The organism is Pontibacter sp. H249, from assembly GCF_037892465.1.
Lineage (GTDB): Bacteria > Bacteroidota > Bacteroidia > Cytophagales > Hymenobacteraceae > Pontibacter.
Window position 1 is genome coordinate 1 of record NZ_JBBKTR010000013.1, and the last position, 20,477, is coordinate 20,477.

20 protein-coding genes are annotated in these 20,477 nt (G+C 37.1%); 13 read left to right on the forward strand and 7 right to left on the reverse strand.

Annotation, left to right across the window (positions count from 1 at the left end; all coding sequences use genetic code 11):
* Window positions 1-52: 52 nt before the first annotated feature.
* The 3 genes from WG943_RS15225 to WG943_RS15235 all read right to left on the reverse strand — a co-directional run bounded on the left by WG943_RS15225 (window position 53) and on the right by WG943_RS15235 (window position 4,122).
* Window positions 53-670: a hypothetical protein gene (locus WG943_RS15225; RefSeq protein ID WP_340410312.1), complete on the reverse strand. Its 618-nt coding sequence runs from the start codon at window positions 668-670 to the stop codon at window positions 53-55.
* Window positions 671-703: 33 nt separating this feature from the next.
* On the reverse strand, window positions 704-1,837 hold the full coding sequence (locus WG943_RS15230; RefSeq protein WP_340410314.1) for a phospholipase D-like domain-containing protein: 1,134 nt from the start codon (window positions 1,835-1,837) through the stop codon (window positions 704-706).
* Between the two features lie 110 nt (window positions 1,838-1,947).
* Window positions 1,948-4,122, reverse strand: a complete 2,175-nt coding sequence (locus tag WG943_RS15235) for a hypothetical protein (RefSeq protein ID WP_340410316.1) — start codon at window positions 4,120-4,122, stop codon at window positions 1,948-1,950.
* Window positions 4,123-4,296: 174 nt separating this feature from the next.
* Here WG943_RS15235 and WG943_RS15240 point away from each other — a divergent pair, with 174 nt between their 5' ends.
* The 3 genes from WG943_RS15240 (at window position 4,297) to WG943_RS15250 (ending at window position 5,833) form a co-directional block, all read left to right on the forward strand.
* Complete coding sequence (locus WG943_RS15240; protein WP_340410317.1) at window positions 4,297-4,707, forward strand: hypothetical protein; 411 nt, start codon at window positions 4,297-4,299, stop codon at window positions 4,705-4,707.
* 77 nt (window positions 4,708-4,784) lie between these two features.
* Window positions 4,785-5,360 (forward strand): heme NO-binding domain-containing protein, encoded by a 576-nt coding sequence (locus WG943_RS15245; protein ID WP_340410319.1) that lies wholly within the window; start codon window positions 4,785-4,787, stop codon window positions 5,358-5,360.
* A gap of 74 nt (window positions 5,361-5,434) precedes the next feature.
* Window positions 5,435-5,833 (forward strand): hypothetical protein, encoded by a 399-nt coding sequence (locus tag WG943_RS15250; protein ID WP_340410321.1) that lies wholly within the window; start codon window positions 5,435-5,437, stop codon window positions 5,831-5,833.
* Here the strand turns inward: WG943_RS15250 and WG943_RS15255 are convergent.
* Entirely contained in the window at window positions 5,820-6,101 is a 282-nt protein-coding gene (locus WG943_RS15255; protein ID WP_340410323.1) for a hypothetical protein, read from the reverse strand. The two genes, WG943_RS15250 and WG943_RS15255, sit on opposite strands and share 14 nt — an antisense overlap.
* 234 nt (window positions 6,102-6,335) lie before the next feature.
* Window positions 6,336-6,896: a GAF domain-containing protein gene (locus WG943_RS15260; protein WP_340410325.1), complete on the reverse strand. Its 561-nt coding sequence runs from the start codon at window positions 6,894-6,896 to the stop codon at window positions 6,336-6,338.
* Window positions 6,897-7,394: 498 nt separating this feature from the next.
* Between WG943_RS15260 and WG943_RS15265 the strand changes: the two genes are divergently transcribed.
* Complete coding sequence (locus tag WG943_RS15265; RefSeq protein ID WP_340410327.1) at window positions 7,395-7,946, forward strand: recombinase family protein; 552 nt, start codon at window positions 7,395-7,397, stop codon at window positions 7,944-7,946.
* 31 nt (window positions 7,947-7,977) lie between these two features.
* Here WG943_RS15265 and WG943_RS15270 read toward each other — a convergent pair whose 3' ends face one another.
* On the reverse strand, window positions 7,978-8,469 hold the full coding sequence (locus WG943_RS15270) for a hypothetical protein (protein ID WP_340410328.1): 492 nt from the start codon (window positions 8,467-8,469) through the stop codon (window positions 7,978-7,980).
* 287 nt (window positions 8,470-8,756) lie between these two features.
* On the opposite strand from WG943_RS15270, the gene WG943_RS15275 reads away from it, so the two are divergent.
* Window positions 8,757-9,422 (forward strand): hypothetical protein, encoded by a 666-nt coding sequence (locus WG943_RS15275; protein WP_340410329.1) that lies wholly within the window; start codon window positions 8,757-8,759, stop codon window positions 9,420-9,422.
* 32 nt (window positions 9,423-9,454) lie between these two features.
* Here WG943_RS15275 and WG943_RS15280 read toward each other — a convergent pair whose 3' ends face one another.
* Window positions 9,455-10,312, reverse strand: coding sequence for a DNA/RNA non-specific endonuclease (locus tag WG943_RS15280; RefSeq protein ID WP_340410331.1), 858 nt, complete (start codon window positions 10,310-10,312; stop codon window positions 9,455-9,457).
* 406 nt (window positions 10,313-10,718) lie between these two features.
* Between WG943_RS15280 and WG943_RS15285 the strand changes: the two genes are divergently transcribed.
* The 8 genes from WG943_RS15285 (at window position 10,719) to WG943_RS15320 (ending at window position 20,453) form a co-directional block, all read left to right on the forward strand.
* The gene (locus tag WG943_RS15285) at window positions 10,719-11,372 is read left to right on the forward strand and encodes an 8-oxoguanine DNA glycosylase OGG fold protein (RefSeq protein ID WP_340410333.1); all 654 of its coding nucleotides are present in this window, start codon (window positions 10,719-10,721) and stop codon (window positions 11,370-11,372) included.
* A gap of 16 nt (window positions 11,373-11,388) precedes the next feature.
* The gene (locus WG943_RS15290; protein ID WP_340410334.1) at window positions 11,389-12,978 is read left to right on the forward strand and encodes a GIY-YIG nuclease family protein; all 1,590 of its coding nucleotides are present in this window, start codon (window positions 11,389-11,391) and stop codon (window positions 12,976-12,978) included.
* An 11-nt stretch (window positions 12,979-12,989) separates the two neighbouring features.
* Window positions 12,990-13,646 carry a hypothetical protein gene (locus WG943_RS15295; RefSeq protein ID WP_340410336.1) on the forward strand — a complete coding sequence of 219 codons (657 nt, stop codon included), beginning with the start codon at window positions 12,990-12,992 and terminating at the stop codon, window positions 13,644-13,646.
* Window positions 13,647-13,698: 52 nt separating this feature from the next.
* Entirely contained in the window at window positions 13,699-14,460 is a 762-nt protein-coding gene (locus WG943_RS15300; protein WP_340410337.1) for a hypothetical protein, read from the forward strand.
* On the forward strand, window positions 14,461-15,318 hold the full coding sequence (locus WG943_RS15305; RefSeq protein WP_340410338.1) for an agmatine deiminase family protein: 858 nt from the start codon (window positions 14,461-14,463) through the stop codon (window positions 15,316-15,318). It begins immediately after the preceding gene.
* Complete coding sequence (locus tag WG943_RS15310; protein WP_340410339.1) at window positions 15,318-16,241, forward strand: Cthe_2314 family HEPN domain-containing protein; 924 nt, start codon at window positions 15,318-15,320, stop codon at window positions 16,239-16,241. Before WG943_RS15305 ends, WG943_RS15310 begins: the two co-directional genes overlap by 1 nt.
* A 19-nt stretch (window positions 16,242-16,260) precedes the next feature.
* Window positions 16,261-17,088, forward strand: a complete 828-nt coding sequence (locus WG943_RS15315) for a hypothetical protein (protein WP_340410341.1) — start codon at window positions 16,261-16,263, stop codon at window positions 17,086-17,088.
* Between the two features lie 221 nt (window positions 17,089-17,309).
* Complete coding sequence (locus WG943_RS15320) at window positions 17,310-20,453, forward strand: type ISP restriction/modification enzyme (protein ID WP_340410342.1); 3,144 nt, start codon at window positions 17,310-17,312, stop codon at window positions 20,451-20,453.
* Window positions 20,454-20,477 lie beyond the last annotated feature (24 nt).

The following is a 20,477-nucleotide window of genomic DNA, read 5'->3' on the forward strand; positions in this document are numbered from 1 at the left end:
CAAAGTAGCTGTTCTCTTTTTATAAAGTCTTATATAAAGTCCACCTCTAATGTTAATGCATACACTTATCTGTGATGGTAACATTGTATTTTAGCTTAATCTCCTGGTCAATCTTATCATAGCTAACAGCATTGGTAAGCTTTTTCAATGAGTTAACAGTAATGGAATGTTGACTTCTTGTGTAGTTATTAAGTTCTTCAGTAGCTAAGACATAAAACTCCCACTGGTTTAAATTAAGAGGGTCAACAGTTGCTTTATCCAGGTGATGTAACAAGCAAAACACATACACATCAGCACTTCTTAGAGCCACTGTTGAACGCTTATCCAATTTCCAATCCCAAGGCTTTGAAAGCTTCGTGCTGAATGAAATCTTTGATAATTTGCTCTGTTCCCAAGATTGAAGATAAGCTGCTGACTTTACTTCTATTTTAATACCATCTGGTGTTAACAGGTCATATGCCCCCCATTCATCTCTTACTTGTTTAACATCAATATTTGTAGCAGTTGCCACTATAAATTCAGCTAAACGACCACGAGTAGCATTACTTAGGATGTCTGAAACACTCCACCGCCAGAAATCTGATAGCTTATAGTCTAAGGTTGTATGGTCAAGAGTAAGGCTTTCTTGTCCTGTTTTAATGGTAGCTCGAATACTTTCTAAACAAAGCATCTAATGAAAATATTTATGATTAAGTACTAAGTTCTATTTTGAAAATAGAAGGTTATTTATGCTATCCAAATCGTGTAGGTCCTTTTGATTATCTTGTAGACTATTATAAATTGCTTTAGCTTTCTTTCCATCTTCTTCTCTGCTCACCCTGTCAAACTTAGCATTACCCCTATCGATGAAGGCATGCATTCGGTCGTACGGTGTATATTTTTCTTTCTTTTTTAGGATGTTTGAAGCTATTTTTACAAGTTCTGTAGAAACTTTTTCTGCGTTGCTTATACTTCCTAATTTGTACAAAGAGAAAATCTTATTCCAGTAGTAAGGTGTGAGATGGGGAGCAAGCTTGATAGCCTTATCAAAGCATTCAATAGCTTTTCCATGTTGCTTATTGGCGTCATGTACAAAGCCTATAACATTTGATAGTTCAGGATTTTTACTGTCCAAAGCTATACCCCTTTCAGCACAAACTAACGCTTCTTCACCTTGACCATTTCTTGCTAAAGACCAAGCTAATGTTTCGTAGGCTTCAGGTATTTGGGATAAGTCATTCCATGAAGATTTTAACAAGGCAATTGCTCTGCTATAATCTTTGTTCAAGTAACATTTAGCTGCTTCTTCTAAAATCGTCTCTGTATTGGTAGATTTCTTTGTAGAAGTGACATCATCTTCGAGGAAATGTTTTTCTATTAAAGGTGCTTCTTCAACTTGTCGGAAGTTTAGGAGTGTAATATCATCTATACTTCTGCAGCTACTTTTCAAATTTTCAAAATTACAGATATAGGACTCAGCAACCTGTTGTTCGGAAATAACTACTATATTCTCTTGATTAACACGTTCTGCTTGATTTGTCCAGTTGTAAGAGCCAGTGATGACTGTAACTTCGTCAATTATACAATACTTATGATGTAAAAGCTTTTCTGTGCCTGAAAAGCTTATTTTACCACCCCTTTTATAAAAGTCAGCCCATGACAAAGAATCAGCGGAATTATTAATATAATCATCACGTATAATCAACTCAACCTTAACACCTTCGCTTAACTTTGTCAGAAGTAAGTCCAGAAGTTTCTGGTTAGTAAACCATGCAACAGCAACCTTTATAGATGTTTCTGCCTTATTGAGATTGCTTATCAAGACAAATTCGATTTCAGAAAAGTATGTCTGAGTCATTGGTAGGAGTTTGAATGCTTAATAAATAAAGGGGTCGGGTATTGAAAGTCCTAATTTCCGAAAGTTTGAGATTCAGTTCTAAGAGAAGCCAAATAAAGTTAATGTATTGCCTATTTTTCTTTTTCGTAAATAAACACCTGTGTAAAACTATACTCCTTTCTATCTGTAGATGAATCTCCCAATCCTATCCAAATAGATGCATTCAGTTGCTTTACTTTATATGAGCAATACTTTTGGAGTGTATCACTTAAGACTGGTTTAGAGCCTGTCATATATGTTACGCCTACCCCACCCAAAGAATGAGAAAATATGGAGCAATCATGTAGCCCCTTATTCTTAACAAACGCAGCTTTTGTAATCTTTACCTTTTCCAGTAATTGCTTGATAGTTGTATTGTTGAGTTCAAGAAGAATTAACCCAATTTTTACTCTATTATGTACTTCCGAATAGTCAAGTTGCAGAAGGAAATGATTGAACTCCTTAGAAATATAATGCTTTGGCTTCTTTGTCACTTTCGTCTTATGACCAAATTTATACATGTAGTAATCATTTATTGCATCCGTATCTGGAGCGAAATGAATTGCATTTGCACTATTCTCTTCTGCATCCTTTAACGTTTGCTTAATGTGCAAGCTATTGTACATGAAGTAAGAAACTAAGTCAAGTTCCTCATAAATGGACAGGTGCCCGTGAGTTAAGAAATCATTTCTTCTTTTAATGTATTGTATAAATAGAATGGGGTTATCAATTAAGTCTGCCAATACCACCAGGTCATAGATGCTGATAATCCAAGGGAAATGCTCAGGGTTAAAATAACCTATATCATTGGTTGCTTTAATTAACATTGCCAGGTTTCCAACTGGCTCTAAGGTCATAGAAACAATAATAATATCGTCAAAATCAGTCCTGCAAAGCTTTATTTTTTCACCATCTTGAACCCTAAATTCAGCTATTTCATTTTCTTCGATGTATCTTAAAGTTCTAATTCCCTGAGTATACGAATCTTTTACTAAGTCTTTGAGATGGTCTTCCATTTTCAGTATATGACCACTTCTTGCCTTTGCAGTAATTCTTTGCCCTTTTGCTTCTATGATAAAGAGGGTTCGGTCATAAACAATCAAACCATCGGTTTCATGCTCATCATTATGGATGGTATAGTATAGATTAGATTCAATTATTTGTGCTGTTGGGAGAAGTCTTTCAAAATAATCTAATCCTTCATTGAGCATGAAATCATGTTTTATGGCAGCAAACCTTGTATACCGCTTCTGGCTTTCCTTTATCTTAGCTTCAACCACTTCTTCAACAGCCCAAGTAAGCAATGGGAACGATGGTAATAGGAATTGACCATTGTGTTCCAGAATCGGCTTTGACTTCAATATTGTTATTGGTTTGTATATTTCTTCATCGGACTTAAGAGATGGGAATGAGCAGGAGAAAGTCTTTAGAAAAGCTTTACCCGCATGCAGTTCGATTTTACTAAAATCTGATAGTTCTTGGGCAGTGAAAGTATATACCTTGCTAAAGTTGAAAAATAACTCAAGGTATGTGTGGTTTTGTAATCCATGCCTTATCTCTTTATCTGTGAGTAAAGAATATTCTTCCAGTTGTTCCTGAGTAAAACTACTATCTGGCTCTACTAACTTTTTCTTTCTGTACTTTGTAATTTCTTTGGCAAGCTTGTTAGCTTCAAGTTTCGCTTCCTCAAATCCATTTCTGCACTTAATATTAATCAACTCTGGAATCGACTTTCTGATTTTTATTGAATCTGATATACTGAACCCCATCAAAGACTTTATTTCTTGCTTGATAGGCTCAAATAGTTTTTCAGAGAAAATAAGGTGATGGTCAGGTAAACCTGGATTCCTTATTTGCTTCGCTTCTCTTGACATTGCTCCAGTTATATCTGAAAAAAGACTATTGCTTTTTAGATTAGCAGTTATTTCAAGTGCGTCTTTTCTTCCACAGTAGGTGATTGTTGCTTTTTGTATTTCTTGAACAAGGTTAAAGAACTCTTCAAATGAAACTGTGCTTTCTTCAACAAACTCATTTTTCAAGCATAATAAGGTTAGGACTTCAGACACAAAGAAGTTTCTGTCACCCCTAAAATCTGTGTAGGTTTCGGAGTCATGTGCATTATTATAATAGGAGATGTTTGCCAGTAGGTCAAAAGTTTGAAGCTTTCTAACCGTTTCTGAGAGAAATGAATAGCTTTTTTCAATTTCAGCAGGAAATGAATCGAATAAATCCTGCATAATCCTTTGACTATCTTCTTGGTATATCATTAAGCTTCTTTTTAATACTTATATAATAGCACTTTCAATACTGTTAATAGAAAAAATAGTAAAACTCTATGACATTTAACATTTCAGGATAGTCATTAATTTTTTTAAATATAGAAGTTTCTTAAATATTGCGTAGTTAGATTTACGGTTCACATTTAACCCTATTTACCACCAATGGTTCTGTTTGACAACAGCCTTATTAAGTTAGATTACTTCCCTGCAACAGATGTATTAGAGGTTGCATATCCTGATTTGCATGATTATCTGCTTCTTGACATAAAAAGCAGTATAGATATTCTGGTAGATACTATAATAAGCTATGATGTAAAACGGGTCTTGCTGGATTCGTCAAATACCATTGTAGCTGTTGATGCTGAGCAGAGCAGAATGATTACAGCACATCTGGTAAAGGGCTTTATGACCACACGCATCACAAAGCTTGCGAGACTTCAATCATTCAATGAAACTGTGGAAGCAACGGCTCATAATAATATAAAATATGCAACTGAGAATTTTGCCTTCCCTTTTGAGTTGAAGAACTTTTCAAACAAACCAGATGCCCTTGAGTGGCTTCAATCAATTTAAATACAGGTTATACTGTATTATCTTTTAATCTAATAAGGCTTCTTGTTACTATCCTTTCAAAGAAGCTGGTAAATTATATGAGTAATTACAACCACTCCGAAGACAGAATGCATGGTTCTATATTCGTTCTTCTGAAGCGATTTGTTGAGAACCTGTACGACTACAGCACCTGGCTAAGATTGCTCGAAGAAGCTGGCATTGAACGTGCATCATATCAGATGCACGAGATGTACCCAACCAGCGAGTTATTCGCCCTTGTGCAGAAGGCATCACAGATAACAGGCATACCAGCTTATGACTTGATGGAGCGATATGGTCAGTTTCTTGTACCAGACTTAATGTTGATTTACAACAAGTACATCAACCCTGACTGGCGAACCTATGAAATGTTGCTTAACACGGAAGAAGCCATGCATGGTGCTGTAAGGAAAGAAGACAGCAGGACAAGCCCACCAAAGCTGCTGGTGACTAAGAAAGGGGCAAACCAGCTAATAATAGATTACCATTCAGAAAGACGCATGGCAGGCGTAGCAGTAGGTATCATCAAAGGCATTGCCCAATACTTCAACGAGAGTGACAAGATAGAAGTGACACGCATTACCCCTGAAGACGAGCCAAGAGTGCAGATAAGAGTAAGCTTCTCAGTCTTATAGTAATGAACTGCACAACATAAGCCAAAGTTTGTGTTTAAAGGTATAATAGCATTGCACCAACCAGAAAGTTTATTTTGTTAAATAAAGAATTAATTACTGAGCAACACTTCACTATCAGCCTTGATATCATTAATGATATACTGCATGTAAATTGGAAAGGCGACCAATCGAAAGAAAGTGTCATGGATGGCTGCGAAAAGATAAGACATTACCTGGTTCAACACCATTGCAAGAAGGTGCTGAATGACAACACAAATGTCACAAGTATTTGGGATGATGCATCAGATTGGGTGGCAGTTGATTGGTTTCCGAGGATGCACAGTTCAGGTTGCGAGTACTTTGCGTGGGTGTACTCACCTAATGTTTTCAGTAAGTTGTCAACAGACAAGACCCTTAACAGGGGAATAAAAGGTGTAATTGTAACTACCTTTAAGAGCGTTGAAAACGCTTATGCCTGGCTTAAAGTAATGTAGAGCCCATCTCCATTTTGAAATGACTTATGTTTTCTAACATAAGTGATAAATTACCATCATCAATACTGATTCTCATTATTAAGTTAGGGGCGTTCACGTTACTGAAGTAGTAAACCTGACTACCTTCTTTTCCTGATTCTTTAGCTTGGAGTAATTTAAACTTCTCAACAAATTTGTCGATAGTTATTGATTGCTCACCACAGGATAAGGTTGCATAAGTTAGTTTGCTACCTTTAGCTAATGCCTTGATTCTGTCAATAGGGTTCATTATTGAATAACCCTAATGGGCTGTCAAAGTTGTAGAATATGATGCAATTATAATTTATTTTGATGAGTTATAGATTAGATGAGTCATACATTATATGTATATACTTTAATCTGCTTTAGTCATCTCAAATCCGTGAGTAAAATAAACGATTGTATCCTTTACTACTACCCCAGATAACTATATACTTATAGATGGAGCATCACAGTAAAATATGGAGGGTTTAAGCATATATAGCTATCTGTTACGTAATTCTTTGTTTTCCTTCTCAAGAAGTGCAATACGTTCGTAGCATTTGGCAAGTGAAGTGCGGGCAGCCAATCTCACCTCCATTTCATCCATCACAATGCCAGCCATTTCCTTAAGCAATTCAAGTTGTTCCTTGCTTAAATACCTTTGTTTCTTATCTATAACACACAGGTTCCCGAGATTATAACCATCATTCGTTTGTAAGGGGGCAGCGGCATAGAAGCGAAGCCCGAACTCACTACACACTAACGGATTCTCTAAGGTTCTTGGGTCTTCGATGGCATTTTCCACGAGATATACATCCTCAGAGAAAATAGCAGATGCACAAAGCCCAGGCACTCGGTCAATTTGCTTCACATCAGGCAAACCGCTCTGAGATTTGAACCAGATTCTATCATGGTCTACCAATGTAATTAGAGCGATAGGCATATTGAACATTTTGGAAGCTAAGGCGGTGATACGGTCGAAGCTGCCATCTGGTGGTGTATCCAGAATGTCGTATCGCTTTAGTGCTTTAATTCTTTCTTCTTCAATTACCATCGTTTTCATAGGTTAGTATAATACTGGGTTAAACACTTTATGGAAATCACAAACTGACAGAGATAGAGTTAAACTTATTTAGTGGTTATAAAGCCTTATTTTATCTACCACCCTTTTTCAATATTTTACGCATTTTGTTTAATCTTAAAGTAGTCCGCAATTTAAAAAACAAAGTTATTATAATTACAAGTTAAACAAATTCATGCCTTTATTTTATTTATATTAGGTAATTCCTATTATAAAAAGCTATACCAGAATTTGAATCAGCCACACTTACAGGAAATATTCCTTATAGTCTACCATTTATAATCAGATGTCTTACTCTAATATGAACATCTCATTTTACAGTTAGTAAAGTAAACGGTTGTTTTCTTTACTAACCCCTGCCAAAACTTTGACCCCATCTGATTAAGCGTATTCAGTGATTGAAAAGTAAATTAACTCAGTTAAATATTCAAAGTAAATTATTATATTTGTATAACGAGATATTTAACTAAATCTGTTTCTATGCTTATAGGCTATGCCCGAGTATCAACACTTCTTCAAAATGTGGATTTGCAGCACGATGCTTTAACACAAGCAGGCTGTGAGAAAATCTTCACCGACAAAATATCAGGTACTGTATCCGAAAGACCTTCTTTAACAAAAGTTAAGGAAGTACTAAGAAGTGGTGACACATTAGTTGTATGGCGGCTTGACAGGTTAGGTAGGTCGTTGAAAGACCTGATTGAGTGGATGAACTACTTGGAGCAGGAAGGCATAGCCCTTAAAAGTTTGCAGGAGTCAATTGATACCAGTACCGCCACAGGGAAACTTGTGTTCCATATTTTCGCATCAATGGCAGAATTTGAAAGGAATCTGATTAAGGAACGGACAATGGCAGGACTTTCAGCAGCAAGAGCAAGAGGTCGGGTGGGTGGTCGCCCCAAGAAAATGAATGAAGATAAACGGAAACTTGCTGTTCGTCTTTATAATGAGAAGCAGCATTCAATTGATGCCATCTGCCAAATGATGAATATTTCAAAGCCCACCTTATACAACTATATAAAGGAGAAATAAAGCTACTAAGGCAAAATTGATAGCTACCGAATTAGTAGCTATCTATATCAAAGTTCTTCTTGTTCCAATCGTTAAATTTCAGGATTACCTGATTGCCAAGGTCAAGCCCTATGTATGGAGAACACAGCCTTTCTTCTGTTTCAACACTACTGGTTTCTCCACTATTTATTTCAATCAGAAGTACATCAACAGTCATAGTACAGTAATAAGCTAATTCACTATCGTAGTAGATGACAAGCACCGTGTATTCAGTTGAAAGCTTTCCAGCTTTGGAATCAATAAATTCCTGCATGGAAAAAGGGTAATCTTCTATACTGGTTACAAGGTCATACACTCGTTCTTCATTCTCTACCACAAAATTTACTTCTGCTCGGAAGTGCGAATCATCTTTAATGACTTCAATATTAGGCGGTATGGCAAGCAGAAATTCTCCCTGCTTATAAATACCTGGAATATTGATGTCATCGCCAGGTAGATACTCTTTTATACTGGTGGCTTTGGTTAACTTTCTACTTGGGTTCATCTTTCTGTACCTCCCCTAATCCAAATTTTTCGCCTAACGCTTTTAATGCAATCTGAACTACCTGGTTCTTGTTCAGCCTGACCTTATATTTTTTTAGGGCGAACAATTTTAATGTTTCCAGTTGGACATCGCACGAGTCTGTCAATTTCACGCTTCTCATAAATACTTTATTTCTTTTATCTATATATCAGGAATCATAACTCCTTTTCTACTTTTCCATAATTCTACCCAAAACAGGCAATGTGCTACTTCAAGGTTAATATATACCATAAACAAAAGAGAAGATTATGGTAGTGATATTAAGAAATGAAGTGCTTGGTGCATGTGGGAAAAAGGTTATTTACAAGACGTATGATACCGAAAAAGACCACTATGGTCTGTACAAAGAAACTCCTGATGGAACGACCAGTTTAAGTGAAAACTACATTCACATTTTCCCCTTTAAGGATAATAAAGCTGCTGCCATAACAGAGGATGAAGACTACGTTTGGATAAGCCCTAACCTGGAAGAAATTCCTATGGAGGAAGAAGATAAATGGTTTTGTGAAGCTATGGTTATCCTGGATTCGGTATGCAATTGTGTTACAATAGACACATGTATAGATTGTGATTTATGTGCTTTAGGTGTGATTCCTAATAATTATAGATTTAGGAGGGTGGATGAACAGTCAGGACTGGTGGTGTATGAATACCATACAAACTGCTACACCTATAGAATAAAGGTGTACGAAGGAGACTCATTTATGAGCAGGGTCGTGGATTATGTTTGGGATAGTTCAGACATTATAAGCAGACTTAAAATAATCGTGGAAACATTCGAAACACAAAAGGTCAAGTTAGAAGACAACCTTTATGTATGTGTGCTTGATAGTGTCTGTGACGTATATCCTACGACTTTACTTACTCCCTATTTCATAACCATAGATATTATAGATGTGGTTATAATTCTTTAGATAGGATAGCTTTCAAAAGGATAATCAATTAATCACCTGGTTGGTCCAGTATCAATCTTGGATTCCAGCATTTCCTCGATTTGGTCTGGTAGTTCAGACAAGATGTTATAGCCAGTTGCCTGTTCTATGGCATCTACCGATGTCCTGTACATACCCCATTCAGAGTTAATGGTGTTAATGTTGGGTGTGTTAACAGCGATAACCCTGGTATTTGCCGTTACTCGACTAATATCATCATCCCCAACTGGTAGTATCACAATTACCTTCCATATCTGCTTGGGTACGGTGACCCTGCCATTGTCAATGGTGTTGGCTGCCCCGTTGCTGCCTACTCCACCAGTACCATAGCTGCCCATGATTACATAGGCTTCCATTCCCTTTTCTACAAGACTACGGGTATAATCTTCCAGGTTAGCCCAAGTACTTCTGTTATTATTTGGGGCTTGTGGAATCATGTTGGTCATCAGAAAGGTAGCTGAATTGTCTTCCACCGTTTTCGTTCTATCAGCTGATGGCGTGTTATGCCCTCTGTCAAAGCCACTTCCTGTATAGGCAGATGCACCAACTCTATACCAGTCTGATGGCAAAGTCATATCTGCTCTGAAATCATCCTGCCTGTCAGCCTGACCAAACCAGTCATTGCTAAGATACCAACTAACCCAATTAGGTGTTCCCCTGTCTTTGCTATATGACAGCACATATTGCGGTTTTACCATGAGATAGTTGTTGCTATTGGATACTTCGGCTGTAGCATTGCTTGGGTTGCCGAATGTAAGATGTATACTTACTGATGTTGCAGGTGGTGTCTGTTTAGGGATTACTTCTGTTTCCTTACAACCTAAAAGTGTAAGTAAGACAAGTATGTATAGGTGTAAATAATGTTTTCTCATTATAAATTAGTTTTGTGTAGTATTCATTTCTACTTACGGTTTGCTAAGAGGTAGTTAGTTATACATAACTTCAAAAGGTTGGTTCAACCAGTTTAGAATTTAAGATGCCCTAAGCTGTTAAGCATTTTTTAAACATCGGATAACAACACCAGCAATATTGTATTGCTGATATTATTTAACCCTTCTTACATCATCAAATTGTTATCATAAATTACTTAATCTCCGCTCTAAATTTATTATTGATTTTGAGTGACTATTCAATAGAAATATAAAATACTAAATAGGGTTAAGGAAAGTAAATAGTATCTAAATTTTGCTATATTGTGATTTTATTATACTTGCTCCCACGGCTGAAGTTAGCCAGCACGAATTAGCAACAATACAGCACAATCAGAAAACAAACAAAATGACATTAGATACCTATCAGCCTCTTTTACAGAGTCTTCCTGTATTGCATCAAAGCTTCACAACAAAACGCAGCAACTGGACTAATGCTGAAAAGCAAATTACTTGGTTACAGGAATTGAATGACCAGCTTTTCCAGAACCATCCATCTCTTGAACTGAGCAGACAAGACCTGTTCTCACATACTGGCTCCACCCGAGAAATGATAGTGAAAGTTATCTATTGGGGCTATCCAAAGGGCATGCGTGGAAACCACTTTGTCAATATCCTAATGGGTATGCCTATACTTGAAGCAGCACTTGATAACATTAAAGTGAAGAGCAGCCCTGATGATTCAGATTATGAATCCTTGGTCAAATCCTTTGACAGTGTGCCAGGGCTTGGAATGTCCACCTTCAGTAAGATTCTATACTTTATGAAAATCACTTTCAATGGAAATCCTTCTCTTATCCTTGACCTACGGCTCATAGATGTGTTTAAGAGCAACATGTTTGCAGATTTTGTTGAACTCAAATCAATTCGTTATGATAACACCCGTAAGCACTTCTTGAATTACATCCGAATTATGAACGAACTGGCAAACAAGCTTGGCACAAGCGGTGAATGCATCGAGCAGTTCCTTTTCATCTTTGGCAACAACCTGAAAGCAAACTAAGACAATTACATAAGATATGGAGACATTATACAACGATGGCTACTGCCCAGAGTGCCAACTTAACAATGAGGAAGTAGTGCTAATGCTCAATAAAGATGATTTTTGGGAATGTCCGAAATCATCCTTACAGCTTGCAGTGTACGGCATTGATGCTGTAACATTGAAGTTTAGGGGTATAGGCAAGTTCAAAGATGCTCCTGTTTATGGAACAGACGAGATTTGCGGTGCCGCTTTATCACGTGCAGAAGGAGATTCTATCTTGCCAACCAACTCATTCTTCGATTCACTTGATGAATTAAGAAGCTACATTCAAAAGGAAGTTGAGCCAAATCTGGAGTTGAGCCTTCAAAACCTGGCAGTTTCATACATTGACTATAAATACAATGGTGGTAGTTCTCACCTATCCTATAAACGCCAGTCCAAGCACTTTAAGATTGATTTCGATAACAATAACATCTTAAAGAAACTGGAAAAACGAGATGAAGTAGAAAGTGTGCCATTCCCAAGTTCCTATACTCACTTGTATAGTTTGTTAATGAGATTATTTCAGAACTACAAAGAAGGGAATATAAGCTGGCTTCCAGAGCAGGGCATGAGTTTGAACCAACTTCACCTCTGTAAAAAGCACCTGCACAGCATGCCTGAGCCTATTACACATATTAAAGACAAAGAAGTTATTAGGAAAAGGCTTAGTGAGTTTATTGTTGATGTGATAGAAATTATTTATCGTGGCAAGGCAGTAGATGACGAATCACATATTGAACAAGTAAAGAAGGAATCAACTCAACAGCAGGATACAATGAAGTTGACCTTACAGGACATCTTAAACCTGAAGACTGACCTGTTCAGAAATGCTAAAGTTAAGCTGGTTCGGCACAAAGATAACAGGAAAGAATATCGTGAATTGATTAAGGATAAAGCAAAGCTAATTGAGTACCAGCGGGAACAAAGTAAGGAAGTTTTCAAAGGATGCGACTACATCATTTCTTTCATAGGTCAGGAAGGCACTAAGTCTTTGCTCTTCGGTATATTCAAAGTTAACGGTGTCGAAAAAGGCGAAAAATACTTCTACTATGACTTGGAGCAGGTGCAAGACCTGGATTATCTGATTGACCGTGTAGTCATAGATTGGGGAGAAAATGCAATCGCATGGCATCAATGGTATCATAAACAGCCTAAAGAAGTTGTACAAATCCTGCCTAAAGGATACTTAGGTGCTTTTCCAGGTTTACTGAACTTTGTTCTGGAGTTTGATGAACTACAAAAGCTAACTAAAAATCCAGATGCCAATCAGGACTGGAAGAATCATCTTTCTGCTGTAAATGGCATATACATGATACTCGATGCCAAAACAGGCAATCAGTACATAGGCTCAGCATGCGGTGAAGGTGGTATTTGGCAAAGATGGAATGACTACGCCAGAACCTTTCATGGGGGAAACAAAGAGTTGATAAGGCTCTGTGACGCTGACCCTGAATACCACAAAAACTTCCGCTATTCGGTTTTACAGGCATTGCCAAGCAATCTTACAAGAAGAGAGATTGTAGCGATAGAGTATCTCTACATGCAGAAGCTTGGAACAAGGGTTCATGGTTTGAATAATTAGCAGACAATAAAATGACATATGCAGAACTGCTATCAGATAAAAGATGGAAAGCGAAAAGAGCAATTATAATTGAAAGAGATGGGAACAAGTGTAATCACTGTGAAAACCTATCTTATGTAAATGGGTTATCTGCTTCAAAATTCAGTATTTCACCAGATGGGAACAGGATATATGTTTCCTATAAAGTTGGCAGATACAGTTCACATGGTCGCATAGATGTCTCATATAATAAATTACTTGCATTAGCTGACAGGACTGAGAACTTCCACCGATGCCTGTACGTCCATCCTTCTGAACCCAGTCACTCAGTTTATGCTATCATAGCATATAAAAGAACATTAGGTGATAATGCCTCTTTAACAAGCATATACAAGAGTATTAAATGGCTTTACACGAAAGGATTACATGTTCATCACAAGTATTACCAAAGCGGACTTGCCCCGTGGGAATACCCAGATGATGCCCTTTTAACTTTATGTCTGGTATGCCATGAAAATCTTCATAAGAATGAAAAAGTACCATTCTTAGATGAAAATGGCAAGCAGATTTCTATGCTAACCCCATGTAGCAAATGTTCTGGAGCAGGTATGTTTCCAGAGTATTCTCATGTACAATCAGGTATTTGCTTTCAATGTGGTGGTGCCAGATATGTCGAACTAATTGAATAAGCTAAACTGAGAGAAATTTCAAATAAAAGTAAACTTTAATCACCATGCTATAATGCCTGTACATCATAAGTTTTTAAATAAGAATTGGGGCAATGGGTTCCAGACGCATAACTCCATACTGGATACTGTTCCTTACGAACCTGAAGTCATTATTATTGGCACATTCAACCATGGTTGGAACTGGAACAATGCTGACTTCTTTTATGGCAGAGGTATGTATATGTGGACGATACTTGCTAATATGTTTATACATAATGGTAATACTTTGACAGCCAGGAGAACTATGGTGAATAATATTCCAACTCTGGATGATATATTCAAAATCTGCAAGAAAGGCAAGATTGTCTTTGCAGACATTGTGAAAGGCACTAACCCTCATGTACCTACACAACAGGAAGGCAACAGCATTATTGTAAATAATAACTATGTATGGGATGATTACGGAGATGACCATTTAGATATAATGGGTGCAAATGAGTGGCTGGATGACAATGTGGAAGAAATAGTGAAGTATATAAACACTACTGAATCTATAAAGCACATTTATTTCACTTTCAAATCTGGTGGCTGGTTAGTTGAGAAGCTACAATCCATAATTGCTCAAACCCCTACAGTAACAGCATGCTCTATTTTTACTCCTACGGGAAGTGGTTTTAGACAGAACTTACCACAATATCCTGCTCGTGCATGGTCATTGGCACATTGCTGGGTCTGGAACGGCTTACCACATGAAAACCCAATCAATAAGCTTGGTTACGGTCATTTCAATCATGCCTGGCTTGTAAATAATGGTGTAAACCCTGGTAACTTCTAAATGATAACAGATGACCAAACCAACTTCCTGTATCTTGCTGATACTCTTCCTAAGAAGTACCCAAACTTTTACCAGGAGTTTGAAAAGGTTCTTACTAAATGTAATTTCAGCTATAGTTTATTACCTGGCACAAAGGACATTTGGTGCAGAGATTATATGCCCATACAGGTCGCTCGTGACCATTTTGTTCAGTTCGTTTATAATCCTGACTACCTACAAAGCAATAAGTGGCTAAAGACCATTTCTGATACAGATAAAATCTGTCAAGCAATAGGCATTAGCCCAAGTAAGTCGAATATTCTGGTTGATGGTGGTAATGTGGTTAGAGCCAAAGGCAAGGTTATCATGTGCGATAAGGTATTCAGAGAAAACCCACATATCCCTGAAAAGCAACTGATACGAAAATTGCATGAGCAACTTGAAGTTGACCAGGTAATATTTATACCTACTACAGATGCTATTGGTCATTCCGATGGCATGGTTCGCTTCTTGGATGATAAAACTGTGTTGATAAACGATTACTCTAAAGAAAAGTCACAGTTCCAATTAGCGTTCAGAATGGCACTACATAATTCGGGTCTGAACTGGATTGAAATACCTTACAACCCTTACCAAAATCAAAAATACATTCAAGCCAATGGCATTTACATTAACTACCTTCAAATGAAGGATGTAGTCATTATTCCTATGTTTGGGTTTGAAGAAGATAAAGCGGTGGTCAAGCAGTTTGAGAAACTGTTTCCAAAAAGTAGAATAGCTACGATTGATAGTAATTCCATAGCAGATGAAGGTGGGGTGCTTAATTGCATAACATGGAATATACATCTGGGTATAAATCATGTCAACAATAATATATAATGCAAGAATTAGAACACTTTGAAGGGTTCAATGAGCAGATTTTTAAAGTTTACGATGAACGTAATCTTAAAAATTTGAGCCAAGTTAAATTTGAAGAAGAGACTTCAACAGCTTTTTTAAGCAATGTGTTAAGAAGAAAGGTAAATATTTACCCATTGCCCTATTCTGACTTCAAGATTCACGATGAATTGGACTTTATAACAAAGGACATCAAATACGTTATTGGTGTGCTTTACTTCTTAAAGCCATTTATTATAGATACAGATTATTCACAAGGTACATACCGACAGAATTTAGAAGACAGAAGATATTTGATGTATGCAAATTTTGGATTGCAAAGCATTTACAATTTTTGGGATAGAATAGGTGATATTTTACATCTGTATTTCGAAACTGGATTAAGCCTTGAGAATGTCTATTTAGGTCGTGTACTAAACAATATAAAGCCAGCACATAAAGCTAAACCAGAATATCAGACACTTAATAATATATATGAAACTCACTTAAAAACTTTTTTTAATGAAAGAAATGTGACTGTTCACCATTTTCAACTGGAGTGTCAATTTTACTGGGGGTTTATTGAAGCTTCAAGAGATTTAGAAAAACAGGCTGAACTCAATGAGAGGAAACACAATTTACCATTACTGTTTGAGAATTTGCTTAATCTTTGTTTTGAAGGGTTCAAAGCTGCTCTTGATTTAATTAATACATTACCTGATAAAACTAACATCTTAATCAGGAAGAAAGAACATTTAGAGGATGGTAGATACTTTATATCCGAACTTAAGTTGATAAGTGATGAAGAAGATATATTGAATCTGATAAACCCTCTAACTGGCTATAATGACGAAGAAATTAAAGCTATTCTCGCTGAAGGTTTGAGTGTTAATCCTGAAATGATTTTCCTGATAGAGGTAATATAATAATAAATCTAAGTTCAATTTGAAAAACCCATTACAGCAAGAACTGGATATATTTCTTGAGAACATATCGCTGACCAATTCGATGTTCTATCAGACATCCACGCACCTGAAAAACCAGAAGCAAAGTTTGTTAGAGCGTTTTCAGAAGCATGAACCTGAAGAAAGTATAATGGGAACAGCTTTAGCCATTGGCGACCTGACGGGTCCATCTGATAACGGGTACAAACTCTTCTACCATACTGGTAAGTATGATACGGTTAAGGTTAAGGATATAGCAGAAAGTGTTGAAGCTTTGATTAGCAAGGAAGGTATGAGAAGCGTAGCCACTTGTTATGAAATTCTCGAATCTTTTTTGTTTGACATTACCGCTTCTTACCTGTACCATAACCCTGATGAATATTGTAAAGCAGACAAGATTGCTCATCAACATTGCACATCACTGGAAGACTATAAGGAAGGGGTAAGAAGAAAATACCGTGGTAAAAACAACGCTGATATTATAAAGCTTATCAAGCAGTTATCCGAAAAATTCAACGAGTCAGAACAGCCAAGAAGGTATAACATTTCACAGTGGTATCAGGTCATAAGCCACGTCAGGCATGGAGTGGTACACTCCTCGTTTAAGATAAATAAGAAAAGAGCAGAGTTCACAGCTTACCAGAAAGAGCTATTCGAGCATTACTTCACCTTTGAAGAAGACACCCAGCATTATAAGCTCAAAATGAGTAGGGAAGAATCCAAGACACAGATTATCCTGGTAGCCGAATATGGATTCCACATTTTCAAGTGCCTTTGCATAGAAAAAGGATATAACTGGCAGGTATTAAGCGGAATGAAAGATAGGTGATTTAACCGCACCTTATCCCATTATAGTCTTTCGTGATGGTCTAATTATAAATTACAAGAAACCAAATGTACCTACTGCTCCAATCAGATAAATGAAAAATAAGTTATTAACTGAACCGCCAGTTTTATTTTAAGCTATCAATAAACATCGTCATGTAAATCCTCATAATTGCTATATTACATTTTTATTTTGCTCAGCTTCATATAGCAACAGGGAAACAAATGACACTTCATAATTACATTGATATTCTCAACACCAGGTACAAAGCAGGCTTTTCAAGAGAACATAGCTATCGTGGTGATTTACAAACGTTGATTTCAACCTTAGCCCCCGATGTACTGGTTACAAATGAGCCTGCTCGTATAGCTTGTGGTGCTCCTGACTATATCATTACAAAGAATGAGATACCAGTAGGCTATATTGAAGCAAAGGATATTGGTGTGGTGTTGAATAGTAAAACGCTGAAAGAACAGTTTGACCGCTATCGTGCTTCACTGGATAACCTGATTATTACTGATTATATGGACTTCCATCTGTACATAGATGGTGAGTTTAAGACATCGGTGAAAATTGCAGAACTACAAAACGGGCAGATTCACCCGCTACCTGAGAACTTTATGATGTTTGAAAGTCTGATAAAAGACTTTTGTACTCATATAGGTCAGACAATAAAGAGTTCTAAAAAGCTTGCTGAAATGATGGCAGCTAAATCACGTTTGCTTGCAGATGTCATCGAGAAAGCTCTTAATAGTGATGAAGAAAACCAGGAGAATAGTACGCTGCAAGAGCAAATGAATGCATTTCAGCAGATTCTCATACATGATATAAAGACCAGGGAGTTTGCTGACATCTATGCCCAAACCATAGCCTATGGCATGTTTGCGGCTCGTTTGCATGACCCTACCTTACCTACCTTTAGCAGACAAGAAGCGGCACAGCTAATACCTAAGACTAACCCTTTTTTACGCACCATGTTTAATTACATCGGTTTCGATTTAGATAGCCGTGTGGTATGGATAGTTGATGGTCTGGCAGATTTATTTAGAGCCACAGATATTGCTGCACTGCTGAAGAACTTTGGTAAAGCTACCCAAACACATGACCCAATCATCCATTTCTATGAAACATTCCTGGCTGAGTATGACCCGAAACTCCGTAAGGCTCGTGGTGTTTGGTACACGCCTGAGCCAGTCGTAAACTTCATCGTTCGTGCGGTTGATGATATTCTTAAAACAGAGTTTAATCTTCCACAGGGTTTAGCTGATACTTCTAAAACAAAAGTTAAGCTTAACATCCCAACCCATGATAAGCGGTATAAGGCAGGTCAACGTGAGATTGAACATGAAGTGCATAAGGTGCAGATTCTTGACCCTGCTACTGGTACAGGTACGTTCTTGGCAGAAGTTGTAAAACATATTCATGGCAAGTATAAGAGCATGCAAGGTGTGTGGAGCAGTTATGTGGAGAATCATTTGATACCACGATTGAACGGCTTTGAATTGCTAATGGCATCATATGCGATGGCACATCTGAAACTGGATTTGCTTTTAACTGAAACAGGATATAAACCTACGAAAGACCAACGTTTCAGAATTTATCTTACTAACAGCTTAGAAGAGCATCATCCTGATACAGGGTCTTTATTTGCCACTGCACTTGCCAATGAAGCTAATGAAGCTAATCACATAAAGCGTGATACCCCTGTAATGTGTGTGATTGGTAATCCACCTTATAGTATTAGTTCAAGTAATAAAGGGAATTGGATTGAAAAATTAGTTGCAGACTACAAAATTGGTTTGAATGAAAGAAATATACAGCCTTTATCAGATGATTACATAAAGTTCATTCGGTATGCTGAGCATTATATCGAAAGAACAGGTGTTGGTGTAGTGGCGATGATTACTAATAATTCTTTCATTGATGGAGTGATACATCGCCAAATGAGGAAAAGGCTGTATGATACTTTTGATAAGATTTACATTATAAATCTCCATGGTAACTCTAAGTTAAAAGAAAAAACACCAGATGGAGATGTAGATGAAAATGTATTCGATATTATGCCTGGTGTATGTATTAGTCTTATGATAAAGACTAATGCTAAAGATAAGAAGGTGCTGTATAAAGACTATTATGGCAAAAGACAAGAAAAATATGAGTCACTGGCAAATGGAAACTTATCACCAGAAACCTTCATCGAGTTACAGCCTAATAGTCCAAACTACTTCTTTATCCCAAACAATAGTGATGGAGAAAATGAGTATAATGGTTTCATTGATATCAATGTGCTATTCCCTCTGAATAATTCAGGTATACAGACTGAAGCCGATAACATCTTGATAAAGGATACAGAAGAAGGTCTAAATACTTTAAAAAACATTTTAAGCAGCAGCAGTATCTCTGACGCAGCACATGTCTTAGGAACATCACCAGCACGTATTCAGCAAATGGTTAGTGACATATCAGTAAATAAACCTATTGTTTCTGATATTTTATATAGACCGTTTGATAGTAAAAAGACCTTTTATACTGGTAAGACTAATGGTTTAATGGGTAGACCAAGGCATAGCGTAATGAAACACCTAATTGATGGCAAAAACACAGTCCTTCTGTTAGGTAGGCAGGGAAAAGTCGTTGGTGATATGCCTTGGAATTTGGCTTTCATAGGTAAGACGATTGTTGATAGAAATATCTACTATCGTGGAGGGTGCATCCTTTTTCCCCTTTATTTATATGATGAAAATTCGCTGCAATTAAACCTGCACCAAGGTGCAACACGCACACCAAATCTTAACAAAAAGATTGTTCAGCAAATAGCTGATAAGTTAGGTCTAAAGTTCACACCAGAGAAAGAAGGTACGCTTGGTACTTTCGCTCCAATAGACATCTTGGATTACATTTATGCTATGCTTCACAGCCCATCATATCGTGAAAAGTATAAGGAGTTTTTGAAAATGGATTTCCCACGTGTACCATATCCTACTGATGCTGACGAGTTCTTGTCGTTGGCAACATTAGGCGGCAAGCTTCGCCAATTACACTTATTGGAAAGCCTTGATTTAGAAGAATACATCACACAGTATCCAGTAGATGGTAACAATGTGGTCGACAAGTTACGGTATGAGAATGGTAACGTCTATATTAACGACAGCCAATACTTCGCCAATGTTCCGCAAACAGCTTGGGGGTTCTACATCGGTGGCTACCAGCCTGCTCAGAAATGGTTAAAAGATAGAAAAGGTAGAGAACTTTCTTTTGAAGATATACTTCATTATCAGAAGATGATTATAGCCTTGACCAAAACTGCTGAACTTATGCAGGAAATTGATAAGGTATTAGTGAAGGGGCAATTAGTGGATATGGATTAATAATATGCTGATTGTATATTAGTA